Below are 19,729 nucleotides of genomic sequence, written 5' to 3'. Positions count from 1 at the left end.
TTGTTCAGACCAAGGCTAAATCAACTGGTTAATCGTGGTCATCAGCGCCTCGCACTTGGCATCATCCAGCGCATCAGGGTGAGGTTGTGCGAACGCCCCTGAGTCGTTATCAAAATAGCGTCCTGCTGCGTTGGCGAACGATTCGGACAACGCCGCGCGAACCAAAATATCAACCCCAATGCCGATATCATTGCCCGCCACGCCATAGGCATCTTTAACCATCTTGCTCGCCAAAAAGGAGCCAGGGTTGACCGCCACCATGATTGGCCCTTGCTCGCCCCACTGCTGTGCCTGCCATCGGCTCCACATGGTTAATGCCAGCTTACTTTGGGCATAGGCCGCATTATCGGTCAGCACCTTGCGGCCCTGCATGGCAGCCAGGTCCACCGGCGCTTGCGCTGCGGACGACAAATTAATCACTCGCCCTTGCGGTCGCACCAGCGCTAACAGGGCATCGGTCAGAACAACCGGCGCTAAGGTATTAACAACAAAGCGAATATCCAAACCAGAGGCAGTCGTCGGTTGTGCCGTGGCGAATACACCAGCATTGTTGATCAGCACATCCAACGATGAGTAGTTGCTGACCACTTCTGCGGCCAACGTACGAACGGCAGATAAATCGGATAAGTCGGCGTTAAAGCAAGTAACGGTGCCAATCGGCGCCAACTGCGCTTCCGCTTGCTGCAACTTTGGTTCACTGCGGCCATGGAGTAACACTCGGTGGCCATCTTCCAATAGGCGCTGCGCCGTCGCTAAGCCAATGCCGTCGGTTGAACCGGTGATCAATATGGTCTTTGCCATGCGTAGGTTCTCTTATGATTCCTAGAATCAATAGGATAGTTGCTTTTCATCAGAACAGCGGCGGCATCATGACCTCAAAAAGCAAATTAAGTTTCACATCGAAACAAAAAAACTTTCGACTTGACCTATTTAATTTCAAACTGCTAGTATCCGACCACTTATTCGAAACTTAGCTCAGTATGTCGAAACGCAATACTCAACAACGCAGACACCAAATCATTAGCCAGTTGCAGACCACTGGCAAAGTCACCGTTGATCAACTTGCCCAACAATTTGGCGCCTCTGAGGTCACCATTCGCAAAGACCTCACCGCGTTAGAAAAAAGTGGCTTATTGCTACGTCGATATGGCGGCGCCATCCCAGTGCCACAAGATTTGATTGCTGACTCAGCAGCGATTTCAGACGAACAAGTTTCGAAACATAAGTTAGCCATTGCGCAGGCAGCCGCCGATCGAATTCGCGATCACAACCGCATCATTGTTGATAGCGGCAGCACCACAGCTGCGCTGATCCCCGCACTAAATAGCAAGCATGGTCTGGTCGTGATGACCAACTCAATCAAGGTTGCTGACACCCTGCTTAACCTTGAAAACGAGCCAACATTGCTGATGACCGGCGGCACTTGGGATCCCCATTCGGAAGCTTTTCAAGGTCAGGTGGCCGAACGAGTGCTACGCTCTTACGACTTTGACCAATTGTTTATTGGCGCCGACGGCGTTGATTTAGAGCGCGGCACAACCACTTTTAATGAATTGATTGGGCTAAGCCGGCAAATGGCCGATGTCGCCCGCGAAGTGGTGGTGATGATCGAGTCCGACAAAATTGGTCGCCGCATTCCGAACTTAGAATTACCTTGGCAAAGCATTACCACGTTAATTACCGATGATGCTTTGCCTGCACAGCACAAAACTCAAATTGAACAACAGGGGGTAGCCGTCATTTGCGCCCCTGTTAACGACTAATCCGTCACCGTGAACGATCAGGAGAACTGAATATGTGTGGAATCGTAGGAGCCGTTGCTCAGCGTAATGTTGCTGAGATCTTGGTTGAAGGACTGAAACGTCTTGAATACCGCGGTTATGATTCAGCTGGCATCGCCGTGCTAGATCGCGACAATGCGCTGTTGCGCGTACGTCGAGTCGGTAAAGTTCAGGAACTTGCTGATGCAGTTGCCGACTCAGACGTCGATGGCCCAATCGGCATTGCGCACACCCGCTGGGCTACTCATGGCGAACCAAGCGAAGTCAATGCCCACCCTCATATTTCAAGTGGCTCATTATCGGTTGTTCACAATGGCATCATTGAAAACCACAATGAGCTGCGTGAAAAATTACAAGCACTTGGCTACCACTTTGCCTCGCAAACCGACACCGAAGTCATCGTTCACTTAGTTCACCATGAACTCAAATCATCTGCCAACCTGCGTGAAGCGGTGCAAAAAGCCGTTGCCCAATTGGACGGCGCTTACGGCACTGTGGTGCTCGATCAGAATGATCCAGACCGGCTGGTAGTGGCCCGCTCTGGCAGCCCCTTGGTTATTGGTCATGGCCTCGGCGAAATGTTTATTGCTTCGGATCAGCTTGCGCTACTGCCCGTCACTCGCCGCTTCTCTTTCTTGGAAGAAGGCGATGTCGCAGAGATCACCCGCCGCACCTTGTCGGTCGTTGATATCAACGGCAACCCAGTCGAGCGCCCTGCTCGCGAATCAGAAGTGCGTCATGATGTCACCGATAAAGGCGAATTCCGTCACTACATGATGAAGGAAATCTACGAGCAGCCCACCGCCATTCAACGCACGCTTAAAGGCCGAATTAGCAATGGCCAAGTGCTTGATAATGCCTTTGGCGAATCAGCGCCCCATCTGTTGAGCCAAGTCGAGCATGTGCAAATCATTGCCTGTGGCACCAGCTATCATGCTGGCTTGACTGCACGCTACTGGTTTGAGGAACATGCAGGCGTGTCCTGTAACGTCGAAATTGCCTCTGAATACCGCTACCGCAAATCATTCGTGCGCCCCAACTCTCTGCTGGTCACTATCTCGCAATCAGGTGAGACCGCCGATACCCTGGCCGCTCTGCGATTAGCCAAAGAGCAAGGCTATATGAGCAGCCTGACCATATGTAACGTGCCAGGCTCGTCGTTAGTTCGCGAATCAGACATGGCTTACATGATGGAAGCCGGTGCAGAAATTGGCGTGGCATCAACCAAAGCATTCACCGTGCAGTTGGTTGGCTTGCTGTTGTTAGTTGCCGCCATTGGCCGCAACAAAAACGAACAAGGCATTGCCACCGAGAAAGCCATCGTTAACGCTTTGCAAGCGCTGCCCGCGAAGCTCGAGCAATCGTTGTCACTGGATAACGACATTGAAGATCTGGCCGAAGAGTTTGCCGACAAACACCACAGTCTGTTTTTAGGTCGCGGCGATCAGTCGCCGATTGCCATGGAAGGTGCGCTCAAGCTCAAAGAAATTTCATATATTCATGCTGAAGCCTATGCCGCCGGTGAGCTAAAACATGGCCCATTGGCGCTAATTGACGCCGAAATGCCAGTAATCGTGGTGGCGCCAAATAACGAATTGCTAGAAAAGCTGAAATCAAACGTTGAGGAAGTGCGCGCTCGTGGCGGCATCATGTACGTCTTTGCCGACAAGGAAGCTGACTTTGCCAGTGACGAAACCATGCGAGTGATTCAAGTACCACACTGTGACGCACTGGTCGCGCCAATCGTCTACACCGTGCCACTGCAACTATTGAGTTACCACGTCGCGGTCATTAAAGGCACTGATGTCGACCAACCACGCAATTTGGCAAAATCGGTCACCGTTGAATAATACCAAACAAAATCAATAACTTATCTGTAGACGTTGCGAAATAATCGAAACTTAGCTAATAGTTCGCTACCAAACTAAATAGTTGGAAACAAAAGAAGTACGAAATAACTAAGTAGTTAGCTACAACTTAAACTAAAAAGGCTATGTAATACCCTAATAGCCTTTTATTATTTGGTTTGTACTCTATTTTTGACAATAGAACTAAGCTTTGGCGTGCTTTCTACACTTCAAGCTTTTTGTGTAGATGTTCTTTTAGGTAGAAAAATACTGTATTGCAGGTAAAGCCAGCGGATATGACTAGTGTTTGAGCAATTATGTATACGTCAAGTGTTTGAATTTCACATTGCAAAGTGTTAATTCCAACTACATAAAGTACAGTCATACAAGCAAATAGTATATAAGTTGCTATATCACTTATTCGGGTTCCATTCGCTTTAATTTCTTCATGATGGCCTTCAGATATTAGGTTGATTGCGAGAACAATGGGAATTGCCATAAGAGTTGCAAGTTCACTTTGCATGTAACCTATGCATACACTAATAATAAGTAGTATTACACCCGCAATTGCTTTGTATAAGTAAACTTTATACTGCTCGGAGCTAAATGCTTTTGATTTTTGCTCACCTGCAGCGACTGATTTTTCGAGTACACTTGGTATACTGAGCAAGGTGATTAGCATTACAGAAAAGACGATCGTCGCCCAGGCCCATCCCATTAAGCTCTCGCCAGATTCTTCAAAAACAAGCAATCCTGTATAAGAGGATGCTATGAAACAAGCCAAGATAATGAAGAATATTGCGCCAGTGTACGAGGTGTCTTGCTTTTTCATGTTTTCTTCAGCAGTAGTCGGTTCTTTTTTCTTCAAATTTATTCCTCCTTCGGAACTTATGGTTATGAATTAATTGCTTTTGCTGCGGCATTTACTACCATGCGCTTACCAGCATTTTGAGCTGAGAACATCACTAAAAATGATGTAAATAATAAGAATAAGTAGATCCAAGGCGATGGCCCTTCAATCGGTAGATCTGGTGCTGTTAGTTGCCAGGCAACTACGCTAAGCAGCAATAGAAATATGCCGGACAACGCATCTCTGTATAAAAGGAATGACTTATGAGCTTGCTTCACTTCATTCGTATCTTTTACCGGTGAATATATTTTTCCGTACCAAAAAGAGTTCTGCTTACTTGGTGGCATGTCTTCACTAAATAGCTCAGGCCATTGTTTAGTCAAAGCTTCATCGTCTAATCTTGGGTCTGCTAGGCAAAGCTCCTTGCTTCTGTGACCCGGTAAAACGTCCGAAAAGCGAAGAAATACTAGTTTATGCTTAAAGTCAGCTGGTAACAGGCTAGCTAATATGTTCGCAACAATGGTTAATCCAGCTACCAGGCCAAGGTCCTTTATAGCAGAATAGGCATCATTCACTTCTTTAAGGCCAACTTGGATTAAAGCCATTACAACAATAGTGCCAACCAAGATTCCTGCTAAATTAGCCTTATTACTATCTTTTAAGTTTTTTTCAGCCATGATTAAGCCTCCTCCTGGTATTCATAGTGGTATGGTTCAGCCTTAACACTTGACCAACCTTCTCTATCTGGCGCGTTGTAACTCGAGCAGATGCCCCTACCTCTCGTAGCTACAGTTTTGACACCTCGATGAGTGAATGCATTCATAACTGCTTTACGAGGGTGCTTTGGCTCACCATCTCTTGCCGTTGACGCATAAGCTACGATGTTCTTTGTTTCCCCATTACTGACAGGTTCACCAATAATCCTATCGAGCACATTTGAACTGATATTCCTTCGGCTACCATGATGTGGTACCTGCATAAACCTTAGTTCCGCTGGATTTATACAACCGTCTAATTGGTCGGCAGCTTGCTCCAAAGCTGTTATACCCGCATCTCCAGTAAACATTAGGCGGCGGTCATCAGTAATTATCTGCGTAATAACACTACTATTATTCTTAGCGGACGTTTTATCTTCGGTTGGCAAGTCATCATCGCCCCAAAATGCAGTAATAGCTTTCCAAGCACTTTTCGCTAAAGCAGCGAGGCCATCAATAGCCTCATCAACAATGTCTTTTTCTTCTTCAGCCTTTTTCGGCATGCCGTCAAAATCAGGGATTAAAGATTCAAAATAATCCTGAGTCGGCCCTAACACTTTTACAGTAGCACCGTCGAAAGTTAGGTTGGTGAACGGTTCATTTACTGTAATCCCCAGTTTTTTAGCTTGTTCTACTAAGTCGTGAGCTGCCTGCAAGTTGTCTCTTAGCTTCTCGCCAATACTACTGTCAGTAATTCGACCATCGTGAAATTTATCTGCCAACCCTTCATTGTGATCCCACGCTTTATGAATCCAAAGCTCGGTTACTTCTAGTTCATCTAGCACAACGCTTAAACCGTTTATGTGGTCTTGATCCGGATGGGTTGATATAACTAAATCAACTTTTTCAGTCCCATAGTGTTGTTTGATATGCTCGACTAGATCAGTTCCAGACGCTTTAAAGCCGCCATCAATTACAACTACTTTGAACTCACTTCGTGAGCCAGTCAGATTGCCGTATCTAATGGCAATTGCATCACCACTTTTACTTGAATCCTTTCCAACGCCAATAAAATCAATCTCATAAGCCATATATCATCCTCCTTTAAACAAATATGCTTAATGGCATCTATACTCGCAAAACACAATATATTCCTTTCGGTGTTTTTTATACTATGGGATCGTTCATTAAAAGATCAAGACCTTTTCAATAAAGTGCTTAATTTACGCGTACAGACTCGCAAACGACAAACTTATTTGACTGTTTTGGTTTTGTCGATTATTGTTTAAGCAAGTTAAATTGAGGATAGCTACGTGAAAGCAGCATTAATTCCATATACAGAGTTAGAAAGAGCAGGTGATTGGCGGCCTATGTACCACTTTTCGCCTGCTGCTGTGCTTCCCAAACTAGGGGCTGATTGGCCAAAATTAGCCGAGCTATCTTGTGAAGTGCTAGATGGTTGGCGGTTTAGTGATAACCCCGAGTCAGATTGGTACTTGAAGCATGTTGAGTTAAAAGATCTCAGCGAGCAAAACCCTCTAACTGGTAATTTTGAAGCAGTTAAAGCTACGAAAGCCGAAAAGGAAAAAGCTGAGCAGTTTAGATCTGCTATCGATAATCAGCTTTTTTATCGAATGCGACACATTGAACCAATGCAGATTGCATTGGAACCTCAGTTGATGGCTCAACCTGCCATAGAGCAAGAGCCTTATTGTATTGCACCTAATGACATTTTGATCCGTCGTGTAGGTAGTGTATCTGCGGCTTATGTTTCGCAGTCGCATCGTGCTCATCCAATAGATGCCAATTTGGCCATTATCCGTGGTTTAGATAGTGCCCAAGCTATATGGCTCACATACTGCCTTAACCAACCAATCTATAAAGACTTTTTGGCCCAGCAAGTTGGTATAAGCTCTCTAATTCGTGTGGGTTTAAAGCAGTTAGAGCAAACTCCGGTTAGTGAATGTCCTGATGCGTTCTTGCCTTTAGCTAAACAATTCAGCAGGCGTTACCAAGCAATATTGCAAGCTGAGGAAGCGCTATTTAATTTACGCCAAACAGTTAATAGCTATGTCTCTCATGCATTAGACGAAGAACATCAATATCTGAATGAGCCAGATAAGGCGCAAAAACAAGGCGTAACTGCAAAGTTCTTTCGAGCTCGGGATATCTCAGAACAACTGCTATTCGATGCAGCTGAGCAGGCGCAATTAGCGCGTGAGCTAACACAGAAACAAGGCTTTAAAACGCTGAGTGAACTTGCAGAACTTAACCCTAAATCAAGTGGGTATGACCAAACGCAAACTTACCCCGTGGTTAAAATTAGTCACTTAGATGGTCAACAGTCGGTTGAATTACCAACTGAATCAAGTAACGAAGCTGGTTGGCGTACTCATAAGAGATTACTGCAAAATAACGATGTTTTAGTATCTACCTTTGCTCAAGATCCTAAAGTTGCTGCGGTATTAAACGTAACAAATGCTCAACTGCAAATTAGTGAGCAACTTGCAGTAGTTAAGTTTCATCATTCACCTGGGGCTTACGCGCTATTGATGGAAACGCCACTTATTAAAAAGCAGGTAGCTTGGTTAGCAACCGGATCAATACAACGTTTTATTCAACCTAGTATGCTGAATAAAATAGTAATGCCAGAAATTGAGAGAGACACAGCTAACAAATGGCACCAGCAACTTGTTGTGCTTCAACAAGCCAAAGTAAAGGCTACAGCCGAACTTAAAAGTCTATATAAAGAAATGCATCGAGTTTATCGTAGCGTTCATCCTGATATAGAAAACACAGAAGATTTGGAAAACCAAGGAGGGCGTTTACATGAGTGAAGTACAAGCCTTGTTACGAGTGAAAGATAGCTTAGGTAGTGATCAACAGTCACTAAACGATATTTGGCTATCTCATCCTTCAGTATGGCAATCATTAGGCTGGCAACAAGCGCAGTTAAAGCTCTGGTTGGCTTGTCAAAAAGGCATTTTAGTCAGTGAAGATAGTCAAAATACTTATTTTTCCCTTGAAGATAGTGCGAGTAAGCAAGCACCAGATCTAAGTGAAGAGATTTACCAGGTTGTGCAATCGCATGGAAAACCGCTACCGATTGCTCAATTAAAAAATAAATTACCTGCAAGCTTAATGGCAACAGAACCCATGCTAAAAGAAGCCATTAATAAACACGAAGGCTTGGTCATGATGGGGCCAATGGTAAAAGAAAAGAATTAACAGCAGTCATTACTAGAAACAAAGAAGAATGAATTTTAAACGTTTTACAGAATTAAAGATTTATCAGGAGTTATAAATGTCAGACGCAACAACTAAACCACAAGGCAGTTTAGAAAGCCTGGTAAAACAATATCAAGAGCAAGGTTTTAGCGAGTTTAAGCCACTAAATAGTGAGCATGAGTTTGTTGATGCTGGACTTATTTGGGGCATTGTAGAAGGTAACCAAACGCCGAGTATTTTGGCTATTAACCTAGAGCAAGGTCATTGGGAGTACTCTAATGAAGATAAACTAGATGAACTCGCCTATGAACTTCTTACAGAAGTTGAAGGTGATTGGCCAGTTTTTGCTTGCCTAACCGACCCAGAAAACGCGCGTTGTTACGCATTATTCGGCTTAGATGGTACCGACGGTACCCACTCTGTCGATGAAATCCCAAGTGTTAACTTAATTAGCGAATATAAGCGCTTGAAAGAATACGCGAATCTGCGCTGGTCTAAGCAAGTTCAAACTCGTTTGATGCACAAGCTAGATGCTTTTCATGAGCAAGTTTATCAAACGGTTAAAGATCGCGTTTCTGATAAAAACGATATCATCGAAGAAGTCGCCAAAATTTTGTTTCTAGAAACCTTCCGTGTTCACCACGACGCTGATTTAACCTTTGACTTTAAGGGTGAAAAGCTAAAGTTCCGCGAGGTGTTTGACCACAATTATGTCAAAGAGCATGGCACAAAAGCGGTAGAACAAATTCAAGCAGCATTTGATGAATTTAAGAAGCATGAAGATTACATCATCGTTACTGATAGCGGCGCTAAAGTACAAATTTTTGATGACAAAACTCACTTAAGATTAGAGCAACCGGAAAATTACCGTACCTTATTAGAGGCTATTCAAGACTTAGGGCCTGTTAAAAACAACGAAGGCAAAATTGTTCCCGGTAAAGTATTTGAAGATAAAGGCACATTAGCCGACGTAGCTGGTGATATGTTGGGCCGGGTATTCGATGTTTTCTTACGTGCCAACTTTGAATCAAAAGGTGGCTTGGGCGTTTACTTAACGCCAAACCCCGTAAAACAAGCCATGCTGGAAATGGTGTTTGAAGACATATTAAAAGATGCAAAAACGGTAGAAGAGATCACAGCTGGTTTATTCCGCTTCTGCGATCCAACTTGTGGTTCATTTGGCTTTGGTTCAGTAGCGCTTAGCCGAATGGATGCATTGGTCGATACCGAGCTTGCGCTGGGTGAAACCGAAAAAGCAGACTTAAAACAGTTACTACGTGACCAAGCCTTTGTTGGGGCAGACGCAGCACCGCGAATGGTAATGCTGGCTCGTGTGAATATGGCATTACAAGGTGCGCCAAAAGCGCAGATTTTCTATACCGATAACTCGCTAACGTCACCATCACTTAAACCAAATAGCTTCAATTTGATTTGTACTAACCCGCCATTTGGTACGCCTAAGTTCAAAAACGATAAACGAGGCAAAGAGTCCAAAGCCCAGTATGAAGCGATGATGGAGCAAACCCTTGGTGGTTTCCGTGATGCTGAGTTAAAAACCGTTTCTTATAACGCTTATTACGACCATCTGAAAAAAGAATGGCAAGATGTTGGTGAACTGCACACTGACGATGATGGTAACCCTATCTGGCCAGGCTACCGCACTGATTTACGTAACGTCTCTACTGGTAAAAAAGCTAAATATGAGCTTTACCCAACTACTTCTGGCTTGGCATTAGGCAGTAAACCCAATAAAAAAGGTGAATGGAACCAAGTTAAAGGTGGCTCTATTGATCCTGCTGTCCTATTTATAGATCGCTGTTTACAGCTCCTAAAACCGGGAGGGCGATTAATGATCGTGCTACCTGACGGTATCTTATGTAACTCGGGCGATAGCTATGTACGTGAATACATCATGGGGAAAAAAGACGCTCAAACAGGCGAGTTTGTGGGTGGTAAAGCCATTGTTAAAGCGGTTGTTTCACTACCTACAGATACTTTTAAGCTTTCTGGGACGGGAGCAAAAACCTCAATCTTATATCTGCAAAAGCGTAAGGCTCGTGAAGATGACCCTGAATTGTTTTTGCCAGAGCCACAAACCGATGTATTTATGGCGGTCGCTGAAACATTAGGTTATGTCGTGAAAAATAATGTAGAAGATTATTCAGCCGGCGTTTCCAACGACTTGGACAAAATCGTTGGTGCATATAAAAGAGGTGAATAATGTCTGTTGATACTCTTAGGGAAAGCTTTCACATTAATAAAATATCTTCTCAGGATTTAGGAGATTTTTTAACAGCACAAACCTATAGGCCCGAAATTACTGAAGTTAAGAACCATATACTGACATTAGTAAGTGAACCAATGCAAAATGTTTGTGATAGAGCTATTCGGCAAGGAAAATCGCCTAAATATGCTACTGCTGGATTAACTTGCATCAAGCCCAAAAATACGAGGGAAATGATAGTTTCTATCGATGACGTTGACTATATCGATGAAAGTACTTATGAAGAAGTTAAAAATCAAGAATTGCAATATGGTGATGTCGTAGTAACAAGATCGGGCTCCGGAACTATCGGTCGAGCATCAATGTACTCGTATGATGAGCCTGCATTTACAAATGACCACCTCTTTATTATTCGGCCTAGTAAAGCTGACGGGCATTATATTTGTGCTTATTTAAAGAGCTACCAAGGTGAACGACTTTTGGAGTCAGGAATTTCAGGCTCGACAGGGCAACTGAACCTTTCCAATGAGCATTTAAAGAGTTTACCGCTGTATACACCGATATTATCGGTACAAAAATATATTGGTAACAAAATTCGTCATGCAGAGCAATTAAGAGCTTGGGCTCAAGCCTCGATAACCTCTTTAGACTTCAAATTCAAAGAAATGTATAGGCCGATAAGTGCGTATGAAGCTCACAAGAAAAACAGTTACAACCTAAACCCTCAACAATTGTTTGAAGTATTAACTCCAGCTTCTTATCCTCCCCACATTGAAAAATATTTTAAGGACAATCCGTTTGTAACTCTGGGGAGCATATGCACTGATATATATATTGGGAAAACACTTGCAGAAAAAGAATGTGGTGTTCTTCAAGCCACCTCAAGAAGCTGCTCTGGTTTGTTTTTCAAACAACCAATGAACAGGGTTGAAAATAATCAAAATGTTAAAAGTCTAAAACAAAAAGACATCGTACTAACTAATGCTGCTCATGATAAAAACTATATCGGCAAGGATGTCACTTTTAACCATAGTGATAAGTATATTTTGCCTTCTGCAAAAGTATTGGTGGTTAGGGTTAGTAGTACTAAAATTCCAACGTCATATGTTCATTCATACTTGATGACTGAAGCAGGGTATACCCAATGGCAAGCTGTTGTTAGAGGTATATCGGCAGGTATTCATCCATCGGATGTTTCGCGTATAAGGATCCCATTGCCTCTCGATGAAGCTTTGTTAGCCGAAATTTCTGAAGAAGTCGACAGTCAATATATTAATGCTGGGTATGCTAAAGAATATGCCCGTTTACTAACACTGTCAGCAAAACTTCTTGTAGAGGCATTAATTCAAGGAACTATAGATGAAGAGAAGCTCGTTATCGTTCAGAGTGCACTTGAATCTGGTGACTATTCTTTAGATAAAGAACTATTAGCCCAACTCACTGAGACAGGGTTCAATAATGATGCTGAACCATTATTTGAAGATCTCGACAAGCTTTACGATCTTCTAGAGCAAAGTAAAGATTATTTGGAAGCCGAGGCTTAAGGAGGAGTGATGGCAACTGAGGAAAATAACTTAACTACTTTACTCGGTTTAATTAAGCCACTGACCCAGTTATTGGAGAAAGGCTCATGCCTGAGTAATAACCACGTTTTAGTGAGTTTGCTAAAAGGCTTAGCGCATCCTGCAAGTTGCGACAATAGTGAATCCAATCATTGGGTTGCTAGTCAGCGCTTAATGCAAGCGAGAACTAGTTTACAAAGCGATGATGAGTTAATTGCTGCATTACTTGTTACAGGAAGCAAAGAGGTGCTAGCAAGCCAAGCATTGCAACAAGCTTGGTGTCAGTTAATCGCGGGGCGATGTAATGAAGCGAGTCAGTTATCAGATCCTCAGTTGTTAGTTAATCTTGTAACCCAACTCGATGCTGCCGCTGAATGGGTATTTAGTCATAAAGGAAATGCTAGCTTAAAAGCCACTGCGTTTGCTGAGTTAGAGCGCAATTTGCTTGGTGCCTCTGCTGAGCAAAATCAAGTTACACCAACCCTTGCACGAGTACTAGCTGTTGCTAGCCAACTATCGGGCTGGCAACAACAAGAACTTCCTTGTATTGATACCATCGAACAAACTGGGCAAAGACCCGATATTAATTGGTGCCATGGCCGTCTTATTCAACGCACTAACCAAAAAGCCAGCGAATTTCAGTACGTGCTAAATGGCATGGCTAACCAGCCATTGCCACGCAATTTGCAGCAACTGCCACAAAAAGAGCTGCAATTGGCGGTAATGAAGTGGGTAGTAGCTAATCCTTGGGCATACCTTTTAACCCTGATTGTTTATGAGCAATACGTCTGGCAGATGGAAGCATCAGGAGCGTTATTGTTAGAGCTACCGGCTGGACAGTCTGAAATGCAGCCAACAGCCATTCAAGTGTTAGTCGCGAATAATGATGGTGACGAACTCTATTGCGGCAGCTTTGGGGCATTTGTTTTGAAAATTCTCAGTAGTTTGAATATGGCTATTTTCCCAAATGGTATGACTGAGGCTGAATTAAATGCTGAGTTGTCGCAAGTGATAAGCCAACTAATTCAATACAAGGTATGGCGCTTTTTTGATGGCCTGTCAGGCGAGCAAGGTTTTTATCAGATAGATCCTGACTTTTCTGATGTTTGTTATGGGCGTGTAGGTCAGCCGAGCTTTTCACGCTATGCCAAAAACTTGCGCCAGGCAATTCGAAGCCAAGCCATTCAATGGCGCAGTGATAGCCAAATGCAGGCAAAGCTAATCAATACACAAGAATTAAATGCCAGCGCGGCATAGATAGACGTTTGGAGAAAGGATAATGAACGAAGTAGCAGAAAGCCCTATCGCAGAATATGCAGCGCGAGCACTCAAAGAACATCGCTGGGCCGCAACCGGTGTATCAGATTACCCACCGCGAGATCCTTTGGTGGGGCAAAGCAGCTTTTTTAATCGTTATAAAACCTTTATTAAAACGGTTGATCACGATGAAGATAATTTTGCCCATGTATTCGCCGTTGAAGGTGAATGGGGTAAAGGTAAATCTCGTTTAGGTCACGAGCTTGTTGCACAAATTAACGATTGTTCAAAAGGTTGGTATGTGCGTAACAAACAGGGAGAGCTAGAAAGTGCCACTTTGTTTGATGATGAAGTGAAACGCGATGAATATCTGAGCTTATATATTCGTTATTCGCAAGTAGCATCAGAATATCAAAACTCAGACAATTGGTTTGGTTATGGTTTATATAAAGCGTTATTACCGCTTGCCACCAAAGAGTTTGATCATTCCATTCAAAGTGAAATCGCCAAACAGTCTTTACGCCGATTAGAGCCAATGGGCTTTGATAACGAGCAGTTAGCACAAGCATTGGAGTTAGAAAAAGAGCACAGCGATGAGGCACTTTATTACGAAGATACCTTGGTCACGAATTTAGTTCAGGCGGCATATACCTATCTTAACCAGTTCGGAATTAAATATGTGCTGGTGGTACTCGATGAATTAGAAACAGTCGCTGAAGCTGCAACTTTTGGTTTAGAGCGTGACGAAGCCAGTCAACTCGATGGCCAAGCGATACGCTTAATTGGTAAAGCGATAAAAGAAGAAGATCCACGACGTAAGCTACCTTGGCTGCGCTATGTTGCTTTATGCTCTCCTTTGCTTGGCCAGCAGTTAAGAGAAATTCAGTCAACAGCAAGACGTTTTGAGTTGGTTGAACTGGAACATAATGCTTTTGCTGATGTGTCTGATTACGTAGCTCAGCTTAAGGCTGATAGTAAACTGAGATTTGACTATCCACACGGCTTGGTTGAGGCCGCTTATGCAATGAGTGGTGCTAACTTTGGTTGGTTTAACGTGGTAATGGCTAATGTTGATTCTGTGTTGGAGAGTTTTGCTCAAGCAAGGAAGCCAATTCCGCCGGTAGGTGAATTATTTGACGCGGTGGTTGATGCCTCAGGCCGTGTCGCTCAACACGTTTTAGATGTGAATGCGATAGAGGGCATTCAAACTAAAGACAATTCACTTCGTAATAATGCTCGTTATTTACTGTTTTCGCAGTTACCTGTACGACTAGCGCAAGCGGGTGAACAGGCAAGCGCGCTTAAACTCCTGAAAAATGAATATGATGAACCTGTCGTAAGCTTATATCGCTTAGTTGAGTGGGCTGAATTGGATTGTCGCCAAGCATTAAGTGCCGCTAAGTTCCAGCGTGATAAAGACGAATGGTTTTATCCAAGTGTTGACCAAGGGCTAAATCTAAAAACGCTTTTACAGAACTTAAAAACCTTTGCTGTGGCTGAGCAAAACTTAACGGCAGATGGTTTGTTGGTACCTCTAGTGCGTAGTGAGTTTAAACACTTAGTGAGTTTGCTCTACAACCACCCAGCAGCTGAGTTTGCAGCAGATGCATTATGGTCACGATTCTTTGGTGAAGAGCTGCAACTTTCTGAAGGTGATGCCACGCATTTAGGGCCCAGTGTCGCCATGATGTTAAGGCTTGATTTGCGCTACCGCAGCCAACAACACAACTCGATGATTTTCCGTGATGCAACGTTCGCAGATAAGCACGATGCTGCGATGAAAAAAGCAGAAGCGGCATGGGGTAAAAATCCACTTATTCGTGCGCAAACCCGACTGATTGGCCTGTATAGACTGCTAGATAAACAATGGACATACAACGAAGCGGCGTACCCTAATAAGCAGAATTTAGCGATACAAGTGCCCGTTCGCGCAATGGGTAAAGCTGGTGGCCTGCAATTTTGTGAAGGCTTAAAGCTGCATCCAAAAGGACAAGCTTGGTTTGCCTGGGTGAACAACTATGACGAATTAAAACGCCTAAACGAATTAGTAACCTCTATGGCTGCGACTGAAGGACGAGTGCCGGTGATGGCGTTTACTGGCTCGGTTGCAGTAACAGATCAGTACAGCACATTAGTAGATAAGGATAATGAAGCGCTTAAAGATAACATTTTGCTTTATCACCTCAATACTAGTGAGATTGATGTTATTGAACGTATTGGTTTACAGCAGGCCTATTGTGGAGGTTTTAACTTAAAAGAAGAAGCCTTTACTACTAAATTTAAAACACGATTGAACAGTATTCGTGATTTTGCTTATCAGCGAATTCATCAATGGCGACACCGCTTGAATGAGCGGGGCCTGATAGCTTGGCCCATTCGTCCATCGGGTAAAATCAACCAAGATGACAGGCAGTTATTATTTAAAGCATGGCAGTTACTCGCAATTAAAGAACCTAAATTGGGAGGGTTACACGGCATTACTCCAAGTCATGGTTTAGATGCTGCGGATGTGGCCGCTCTGTTTGGTCGCTTATCGGTAAGTAGTAAGGTGCTTGCGCAAGGTTATGGTGTAAATGAGCATTCGGCTCTATTTATTGACATTGAGCAACCTTCAAATGCAGAAGCGCAGATCCCTAACTTTCTAGCAAAAATTGCAAATATTAATAAGCCTGAATCTGATTCATGGTGGTCAATAGAAAAAGCCCGTCAACATTGGTATTGGGGGTATTTATGGGCAGGTGCGAGTAATGGATTAAATGATCGCAATATCTTTGATGATTGGATGTGGTGGCTTCAACAATTGCAGCTCTTTAAAGTAGAAGACCCAACACAGAGTAAAGTGCGTTGGATAACTAAATCGAGAGCAGAATTTGGCAACGCAGTCACAGAAGCAGAAATCTGGCTGACTGGTGACGATGAGGACTCATACAAAGCTGTTGTCGGGCAATTATGTTCGGTATATGGAGAAAAACGAATAGGTACCTTCTTTGCTGTTGGTGGAGAAAAAGGAACCGAAACAACTAAAGCAACCGACGCACTAAAACGCGCTCGAGATACTTTTACCAAATTAGAAGTGAAAGAAACCCAGCTCCCATATTCTCTCGCTGAGGTCGTCGCAAATCTACCTGATATTTTGTGTATGCGTAATGTGATTTTGTCAGAGGTCGATAGCGTTAAACCACATGATGGACGAGAAATAAAATTAGATAGTACCCGAAGTATCGTCCTCAACGACGAGTCTGTCTCACTTTATGAACGTATTGAGAGAGCCCGTCTATTTGCAGATAAGATGCAGAGTTGGGCCGGTGAGATAAGAAAACGTGTAGATAATCTGTTATTGGATATCGAAGCTAACCCCAAGGCGAATGCACCATTCCCTAGACGCTTATTCACTCTATCGTTACAGACTATAGCTAACATTCTTAAAGGTGCGTTAGAAGGCGGTACCGCAACGCAAACTCAGAAGAAAGAAGCGTCGGCTGATTCGGATACTCTTTTGTTCTATTTGCGTGATCTGCAATTAGAAAAAGCAAGAGAACGGATGGAACGCCTAGCCGTAGAAGTGGGCTATGACCTTCACAGTGGAACCGAAAAAGGAATAGAAGATATTAACGGGTTTATTATCCGTACATATCGTCAATTTTTAAGTCAATACAGTGCAGTGGTAGAGAATTCAAACGACCTCGAGTTACGCATTAAAGCTGCGCTCGTTCAACTTGGTGAAGATTGCCCTGCCGACTACCCGAATAAATCACAATCGACGGAGATTTTGTCACTGCAAAATCAACTCTCGTTTGTTGCTGATAGCTTTGAAGAGTTGGATGAGAAGGTTGACGAGCTTAGAAATCAGTTTATTCAGCACACTCATAAAGGCCAGTTCTCAGCCATTCAAGATATTCCAGATCGGTTGCTTAAGCCAATAAAAGCACAGCTCAACACCATAGGTGGCAAGTTATTACAACAAGAAAATGTGATTGCTCGATATCGTAAAGAGAAACTAGAAGATTTTAATGCGGAATTGAGGCCATTCTTAAATCCCTTATTAAAAGCCAAAGGTGAGTCAATTATAGAGCCACTTTCAATAAGTGAGTTTGATTCTCTGTCACTTCACGATTATGTGGTTGAGTTGGATATTCGAAATATTACCTGGCAAAAGAGAGTGGAAGAGCTACTTGGTGATACTGGAATTAGTGTAGAGCGATGGAAAGAAATTGCGAGCACATTAATAGCTAAACGCCAGCCAGTGATAAGTGCACATGAACAGCAAGCTTTAGTGGAAAAAGGCATTTTGAAAGTACAAATTGCTTTTGGAGGTGAATTGTAGTGGCTATGAAACTGTTCATTACGTCATCTCTATCAAGCCACCGGCACGGCCGCTTTTTGACTGGGCAATTAGGGGCAGAGGTTGCTGACGACTTGCCGCAAGAAGGTTTGCTTTTGATGCATGGTAAATCTTTCCAACAGTCAGAACAAAGTAAGCAAAATGAATATCTCAAGTGGGCAGAAAATCCGGGCTGTGCATTGTTGTTGCTTCCCCCTTTCGATATGGGAGACGTTATTCAAGAACTGGATTGGCAAATAGCACTTAATGATGGCGTAGCAGACTCTGACGACGGCCTTGTACCCAATACTTTAGCGGGTGAAACGTCTTTGATAATTGAAGGCCAAAACGGAGATTTTGATCGGGCTTATGGCCATCAATGGCGTGATTTTACCATTAACACTCGAATTTTTAAGAAACACTCTGGGACTGGTGTTGTTGCAGTTACCTGCTTACCTCTATGGTCTATCTCTTTACTTGAGTTAGCAGGAGAAACCAAAGATTGGTTAACAGGGATTTATGCATATGCTGGTCAAGCTGGAGAAAGCGCTTCTTCATCTGAGAGTCAAGAGCTAATGCCGGAGGACTTTACCGTTTTAGTTTGTTTTTACGCTTGGGGCATCAGTTCACTCGAGCAACTTCAAGCAAGACTTTCTGCAAAAAGCTCACTGATCTCACTGGGTGAGGAACAGGCCAAAGTAAGCATGAAAAAGCTATTAGAGTGTCACTGCCTAGATGCTGCAGGTATTTCTGAACAAGGAAAAGTAGAGCTAATGAATTCACCATACTGGCCTTATGCGGAGAGTCTTAAACAGGAAGAAGCACGATGAGAGAAACAAGTTTAGCTCAGTCCTTGGCTGTAGAAAGCCAAATCAGAATGCCCGGGAGTGCTGGTCGCTTATTAAAGCAAATTAGAGATATAGAGTCAGTTGCGCCCTTATTTAGAGATGCAGGGTTAGTCAAAGCTGTCGAACGACCAGCTGCAATAAACCTTTCTGTTGCGGGAATTGCTACGCACTCTTGTATTAAGAAAGCTCTGGGTGGATTTATATACGCATCTGGTGCTGTACGCACAGATATGCTGATTGAAGAAAATAAAATCAGTACTCAGGGCAGTGACTCTGTTTCTGAACTTGATGATATCGACTTTGAAGCGCAAAGGAAAAGGCTCGACCTAGTTGAAATGCGACAAGCATACAAGTTGGTTGAAAAGGTTTTGAAAAGGGGGAATACGCCTCAACTCATTTTACTCGATACGCCACTTTTTATTGCCAGAGAAATGATCCCATTGAAGCGGAATGTAAAACACTGGCAAGAATATGAAAAAACATCTCAGGCGATTAGTGACTTTTGGCAAGCCTTTCGTTCTGAGCTTTTTCCTTGGAACCCAGAAGGGCCGATCATAGCCAGTATTTTATCTCAGAGATTTAGCGCAATCGTCAGTATAGCGAGACAAGATTTAAGAACTGAAGAAGGCAGGAAGCACCTTTTACTTTCTGATGGCTTTGAGCAATCTCAAGCTGACAAATTAATCGACTTGGAAGACCGTCTTAGTGGTGTAGGTGATCATCGTTTTATCAAAGGTATATTGAGTGCATTTACTCGAACTATGGCATTTAGAATGACTGAGAACCGTTCACGCATGGAGCCGCAAGAGGCTGTTGAAAGTGGCGTTGTTGGTTTTCACTTTAAAGGCGGTCGAAGTAGTCAAATACAAATGGCTCAATTGGCTGGTGAAGAAGCTGACTGGACTGCTAAAGAGCTGAATGAGGTTGCATGGAAGCTGATGGTGCTAGATATGCAGAACCAAAAGAAAAGCAGCCCATTGCCACAATTACTTGGACAACAGCAATTAAAAATGCTCGAGCAATTTACCTTGTATTACCGTCAAGGCTTGAGTTCAGCAATAAAAGAAAATGAAGTTGAAGATACCTGGTTATCTGGCTTATTTGAGGACGAATAAA

General features: G+C 43.4%; 14 protein-coding genes. 10 read left to right on the top strand and 4 right to left on the bottom strand.

From position 1 onward, the window contains the following. Nucleotides 1–15: 15 nt before the first annotated feature. The gene (locus tag IC617_RS06055; protein WP_191144091.1) at nt 16–801 is read right to left on the bottom strand and encodes an SDR family NAD(P)-dependent oxidoreductase; all 786 of its coding nucleotides are present in this window, start codon (nt 799–801) and stop codon (nt 16–18) included. A 179-nt stretch (nt 802–980) separates the two neighbouring features. On the opposite strand from IC617_RS06055, the gene IC617_RS06050 reads away from it, so the two are divergent. Further along, nucleotides 981–1,763 (top strand): DeoR/GlpR family DNA-binding transcription regulator, encoded by a 783-nt coding sequence (locus tag IC617_RS06050; protein WP_191144090.1) that lies wholly within the window; start codon nt 981–983, stop codon nt 1,761–1,763. Nucleotides 1,764–1,795: 32 nt separating this feature from the next. Further along, the gene (glmS, locus tag IC617_RS06045) at nt 1,796–3,631 is read left to right on the top strand and encodes a glutamine--fructose-6-phosphate transaminase (isomerizing) (RefSeq protein WP_191144089.1); all 1,836 of its coding nucleotides are present in this window, start codon (nt 1,796–1,798) and stop codon (nt 3,629–3,631) included. 220 nt (nt 3,632–3,851) lie between these two features. Here glmS and IC617_RS06040 read toward each other — a convergent pair whose 3' ends face one another. The 3 genes from IC617_RS06040 to IC617_RS06030 are packed head-to-tail and all read right to left on the bottom strand — an operon-like array spanning nt 3,852 to nt 6,264. Beyond that, nucleotides 3,852–4,496 carry a hypothetical protein gene (locus IC617_RS06040; protein ID WP_191144088.1) on the bottom strand — a complete coding sequence of 215 codons (645 nt, stop codon included), beginning with the start codon at nt 4,494–4,496 and terminating at the stop codon, nt 3,852–3,854. Between the two features lie 26 nt (nt 4,497–4,522). Beyond that, nucleotides 4,523–5,155, bottom strand: coding sequence for a hypothetical protein (locus IC617_RS06035; RefSeq protein ID WP_191144087.1), 633 nt, complete (start codon nt 5,153–5,155; stop codon nt 4,523–4,525). A 2-nt stretch (nt 5,156–5,157) separates the two neighbouring features. Then, nucleotides 5,158–6,264, bottom strand: a complete 1,107-nt coding sequence (locus IC617_RS06030) for a ComEC/Rec2 family competence protein (RefSeq protein ID WP_191144086.1) — start codon at nt 6,262–6,264, stop codon at nt 5,158–5,160. Nucleotides 6,265–6,486: 222 nt separating this feature from the next. Here IC617_RS06030 and IC617_RS06025 point away from each other — a divergent pair, with 222 nt between their 5' ends. The 8 genes from IC617_RS06025 to IC617_RS05990 all read left to right on the top strand — a co-directional run bounded on the left by IC617_RS06025 (nt 6,487) and on the right by IC617_RS05990 (nt 19,728). Then, nucleotides 6,487–8,010 (top strand): restriction endonuclease subunit S domain-containing protein, encoded by a 1,524-nt coding sequence (locus tag IC617_RS06025; protein ID WP_191144085.1) that lies wholly within the window; start codon nt 6,487–6,489, stop codon nt 8,008–8,010. Next, entirely contained in the window at nt 8,003–8,401 is a 399-nt protein-coding gene (locus tag IC617_RS06020; RefSeq protein ID WP_191144084.1) for a hypothetical protein, read from the top strand. Before IC617_RS06025 ends, IC617_RS06020 begins: the two co-directional genes overlap by 8 nt. 76 nt (nt 8,402–8,477) lie before the next feature. Then, nucleotides 8,478–10,622: an HsdM family class I SAM-dependent methyltransferase gene (locus IC617_RS06015; protein WP_191144083.1), complete on the top strand. Its 2,145-nt coding sequence runs from the start codon at nt 8,478–8,480 to the stop codon at nt 10,620–10,622. Then, nucleotides 10,622–12,169 carry a restriction endonuclease subunit S gene (locus tag IC617_RS06010; RefSeq protein ID WP_191144082.1) on the top strand — a complete coding sequence of 516 codons (1,548 nt, stop codon included), beginning with the start codon at nt 10,622–10,624 and terminating at the stop codon, nt 12,167–12,169. The genes IC617_RS06015 and IC617_RS06010 overlap by 1 nt, the downstream gene beginning before the upstream one ends. A 9-nt stretch (nt 12,170–12,178) precedes the next feature. Continuing rightward, on the top strand, nt 12,179–13,444 hold the full coding sequence (locus tag IC617_RS06005) for a hypothetical protein (protein ID WP_191144081.1): 1,266 nt from the start codon (nt 12,179–12,181) through the stop codon (nt 13,442–13,444). Between the two features lie 22 nt (nt 13,445–13,466). Then, nucleotides 13,467–17,768, top strand: coding sequence for a hypothetical protein (locus IC617_RS06000; protein ID WP_191144080.1), 4,302 nt, complete (start codon nt 13,467–13,469; stop codon nt 17,766–17,768). A gap of 5 nt (nt 17,769–17,773) precedes the next feature. After that, entirely contained in the window at nt 17,774–18,595 is an 822-nt protein-coding gene (locus IC617_RS05995; protein WP_191144079.1) for a hypothetical protein, read from the top strand. Continuing rightward, the gene (locus IC617_RS05990) at nt 18,592–19,728 is read left to right on the top strand and encodes a hypothetical protein (RefSeq protein ID WP_191144078.1); all 1,137 of its coding nucleotides are present in this window, start codon (nt 18,592–18,594) and stop codon (nt 19,726–19,728) included. Before IC617_RS05995 ends, IC617_RS05990 begins: the two co-directional genes overlap by 4 nt. Nucleotide 19,729 lies beyond the last annotated feature (1 nt).

The sequence above is a fragment of the Neiella litorisoli genome, from assembly GCF_014773395.1.
Taxonomy (GTDB): Bacteria; Pseudomonadota; Gammaproteobacteria; order Enterobacterales; family Neiellaceae; genus Neiella; species Neiella litorisoli.
This window is presented reverse-complemented; position numbering and strand designations above follow the sequence as displayed.